We start from the raw sequence: 3736 nt of genomic DNA, 5'->3' as shown, positions 1-3736 counted from the left end.
GCGCAGCGCCGCCGCCATGACGCGCGCGACCACGCTGCCGCGATCGCCCGCCGTGGCGTCGGTGCGCTGGATGCGCACCAGTTTCGCCGCTCCCGCCTGCAGGCGATCGACGAACCCGGAACCGGTGGTGCTGTTTTCAGGCGCGGGCGGCGCGAGCTTCGGCGCGAGCTCGACCAGCTCCCGGCACAGCGCATTCGCGCTCGGCACGCCCGAGGCTGCGAAGCCGTCGAGCGGCTTCAGCGCCTCGGCGTTTTCGGCGAGCGATTTTGCCGCCGCCAGCGCCGCGGCATAGGGATCGCCGTGCCGCACCGACACGTCGAGCAGGGATGCCGCCACCACGCGGCGCAGCGGCACGTCATCGGCAGGTTTCGCAGCCGCGGCCTTGCCGTCCGCGATCTTGCCCAACTGCTCGGATATCCCGGCGACCTGCGCCCGCACGGCGCTTTCGATCGCGGCGACGCCGCTGATCGTTGAGAGATCCGGCGGCGCGGCGCCGGGTTTTTCCGACTGCGCACGCGTCGCGGCAAGTTCGCCGCGCAGCGCCGCCAGGGATTTTTCCAGACCATCCACGCGCGCCGCGGCCGCGGGATCGGCCGCGGGCTTGCCGGTCCTGGATTCAAGGCCGGCGATGCGTGCGGTGAGATCGTCGATCACCGCCGCATTGAGTTGCGGCGAGGACGCCGGCTGCACCGCGGGCCAGCCCAGCATCCAGCCGACCGCGATCACCAGCGCGGCCGCCGCGGCGCCGGAGACCGGCGCGATGATCCAGGGCGAGATCGGCGCCGCAACCGGTGCGGGATCCGGCATCGCCGACGGTGTTTTTGGCGCAGGCCCGGGCGCCGCGTCGCCGGCCGCGTTCCGGGTTTCGCTGGTTATTTCGCTCGGCTCGAGATCGATGGTGGGCGGGGCGCGCTTCGGCCGGTCCTGATCGGGCGACGCTCCGGTTTCATCGGGCCTGTCATCGACCATCGCGATAGCTCCTTGTCGGCTTCAGCCGAAATCGACCAGAATCAGCCGTGTTCTTACGCCAATCGGGACCGCAAAGCACGGGTCAGCGCCTCGAACAAGGCATTTTCATCCGGCGACGCCGCCGCCATGACCCTGGGGGCGCCGGCGTCGCGAAGGATGGAAGCAACGCTTGAGGAAATGCAGCACTGCGGCAGTGCCAGTGCCGAGATTTCGACGCCGGCAGCCCGCGCCGCATCGAGAAAGGCGCGCGCGCTGCGGCGGGAATAGTGCAGCACCGCCTCGACCCGGTTGGCCGCGAACGCGTCGCAGACCTCACGCGGCAGGCGGGATGCCGGAACCATCCGGTAGGTCGCGTGCGTGACGACGGTAAAACCCCGCTCGCCGAGTTCGCCGGCGAGATCGCGGGCAAGATCGGCGCCGGCCAGATACAACAGCGTGCCGGCCTTGTTCAGCTGTTTCGAGGCCACGCTCGCCTGCACGAGATCGCGCAGGTTCGCGGCGTCACCCTTCGCCACGATCACCCGGCCGAATCCCGCGGCGCGAGCAGCCGCGCCGGTATGCTCGCCTACCGCGAACAGCGGCAACGCGCGCAGGCGGCTGCCGGCGAGTTGGGGTTCGACGGCGCGCAGCGCATTGGCGCTGGTGACGATGAGGGCATCATAGCGCGCCTCCTCATCGTCATGGAATGGCACCGGCTCGAACCGCAGCATCGGCGCCTGCAAGACCTCAAAGCCCCGGGCGCGCAGGTTTTCGGCGGTGGCCTCATCGTCGGGATGCGGGCGGGTGACGAGAACGGCCATGGCTCAGGTCTCCGCCGCCGGGAACTCGGCCATCGCGGATGATTGCACTTTGCGACCTCACAATGCTACCCGGTTACGGGGATGCTCGTTTCAAGCGATAGTATAAGGGCGCAAATTGAGTAACGACACACCGATGCTGGTGCTGGGAATCGAGACCACCTGCGATGAAACCGCGGCCGCCGTGGTCGAACGCCACGGTGACGGGTCGGGGCGGATCCTGTCCAATATCGTGCACTCGCAGACCGACGAGCATGCGCGTTTTGGCGGCGTGGTTCCGGAGATCGCCGCGCGCGCCCATGTCGACCTGCTCGACGGCATTGTCGGCACCGCCATGAGGGAAGCCGGCGTTGGCTTTGCGGAGCTCTCGGCGGTGGCCGCCGCCGCGGGCCCCGGCCTGATCGGCGGCGTGATCGTGGGCCTCACCACCGCCAAGGCGATCGCAATGGTGCACGATACGCCGCTGATCGCCGTCAACCATCTCGAGGCGCATGCGCTGACGCCGCGGTTGAGCGGCGCGCTGGGGTTTCCCTACTGCCTGTTCCTCGCTTCCGGCGGCCATACCCAGATCGTCGCCGTGCTCGGCGTCGGCCACTATGTGCGGCTCGGCACCACCGTCGACGACGCGATGGGCGAGGCTTTTGACAAGGTGGCAAAAATGCTGGGCCTGCCGTATCCGGGCGGCCCCGAGGTCGAACGCGCCGCCAGCCGGGGCGATGCGAGGCGGTTCGCCTTTCCGCGACCGATGCTCGGCCGCCCCGATGCCAATTTCTCGCTGTCGGGATTGAAAACCGCGGTGCGTAACGAAGCCAGCCGGCTGGCGCCGCTGGAGCCGCAGGATATCAGCGATCTCTGCGCCGGCTTTCAGGCGGCGGTGCTGGAATCGACGGCGGATCGGCTGGGCGTTGGCCTGAACCTGTTTCGCGAGCAGCTCGGGCCGCCACAGGCGCTGGTCGCCGCCGGCGGCGTCGCCGCCAATCACGCCATCCGCGGCGCGTTGCAGGAGGTCGCTGCCAAAGCCCAGACCACGCTGATCATTCCGCCGCCGGCGCTCTGCACCGACAATGGCGCGATGATCGCATGGGCCGGGGCAGAGCGAATGGCGATCGGATTGACGGATGCGATGGACGCACCACCCCGCGCGCGCTGGCTGCTCGATGCCAATGCCACGGCGCCGGCGGGTTTTGCCAACAGCCGCGCAGGCTTTTAAAGAACCTCGTGAGAGAACCACGCCGCGAGCTTACCTCAACCTCTCCCCGCCAACGCGGGGCGAGGGAGCACATTGAGGCTTCACGATGTTGGCATTCAAGTCGGTAGGCGTGATCGGCGCGGGCGCCTGGGGAACGGCGCTTGCCGGCGTCGCGGCGCGGGCCGGGCGCGATGTCGCGCTCTATGCACGCAACGCCGAAACGGCGGCGCGGATGAAGGCGACGCGCGCGAATCCGAAGCTCCCGGGCGCGCGGCTCGATACCGGCGTTGACGTCATCAGCGAGATCGCCGTTGCCGCACGCGCCGACATCATTCTTGTCGCGACGCCGGCGCAACATCTGCGCGAAGCTGCGACGATGCTGGCGCCGCATCTGAGGAAAGCCACGCCGGTGATCGCCTGCGCCAAGGGCATCGAGCGCGGCACGCTTAAATTCATGACCGAGGTGATCGCGGAAGCCGCGCCCGAAGCCGTGCCGGCAATCCTGTCGGGGCCGAGTTTCGCCGACGATGTGGCGCGCGGGCTTCCCACCGCCGTCACGCTGGCGGCAGGCGACGAGGCGCTCGCAGCCGCGCTGGTGCGGGCGCTGGGATCATCGACGTTTCGGCCCTATCACACGACCGACGTCCGCGGCGTCGAGATCGGCGGCGCCGCCAAGAACGTGCTCGGCATCGCGGCCGGCATCGTGTCAGGACGCGGGCTTGGCGCGAGCGCAGCCGCCGCCCTCACAACGCGCGGTTTCGCCGAACTGTTCCGCTTCGGC

4 protein-coding genes are annotated in these 3736 nt (G+C 69.3%); 2 read left to right on the top strand and 2 right to left on the bottom strand.

Translation table 11 applies throughout. The features are described 5' to 3' along the window. Together WCE35_RS21795 and WCE35_RS21790 are read right to left on the bottom strand one after the other, a co-directional pair. Positions 1-969 (bottom strand): COG4223 family protein (locus WCE35_RS21795; protein ID WP_424595386.1); only part of this gene is annotated, 969 nt, incomplete at its 3' end. A 53-nt stretch (positions 970-1022) separates the two neighbouring features. After that, positions 1023-1769 (bottom strand): uroporphyrinogen-III synthase, encoded by a 747-nt coding sequence (locus WCE35_RS21790; protein WP_424595385.1) that lies wholly within the window; start codon positions 1767-1769, stop codon positions 1023-1025. A gap of 133 nt (positions 1770-1902) precedes the next feature. Between WCE35_RS21790 and tsaD the strand changes: the two genes are divergently transcribed. Together tsaD and WCE35_RS21780 are read left to right on the top strand one after the other, a co-directional pair. After that, positions 1903-2976 carry a tRNA (adenosine(37)-N6)-threonylcarbamoyltransferase complex transferase subunit TsaD gene (gene tsaD / locus WCE35_RS21785; protein WP_424595387.1) on the top strand — a complete coding sequence of 358 codons (1074 nt, stop codon included), beginning with the start codon at positions 1903-1905 and terminating at the stop codon, positions 2974-2976. 85 nt (positions 2977-3061) lie between these two features. Beyond that, positions 3062-3736, top strand: a 675-nt coding sequence (locus WCE35_RS21780; protein WP_424595384.1) for an NAD(P)H-dependent glycerol-3-phosphate dehydrogenase, incomplete at its 3' end; no start/stop codon positions are given.

Origin of the sequence: Bradyrhizobium sp. (assembly GCF_049691595.1) — a bacterium.
Lineage (GTDB): Bacteria > Pseudomonadota > Alphaproteobacteria > Rhizobiales > Xanthobacteraceae > Bradyrhizobium.
This window is presented reverse-complemented; position numbering and strand designations above follow the sequence as displayed.

Bases quoted from the DNA above. Each gene is read 5' to 3' on its own strand.
- tsaD (WP_424595387.1), top strand. From the start codon at position 1,903: ATGCTGGTGCTGGGAATCGAGACCACCTGCGATGAAACCGCGGCCGCC.
- WCE35_RS21790 (WP_424595385.1), bottom strand. From the start codon at position 1,769: ATGGCCGTTCTCGTCACCCGCCCGCATCCCGACGATGAGGCCACCGCC.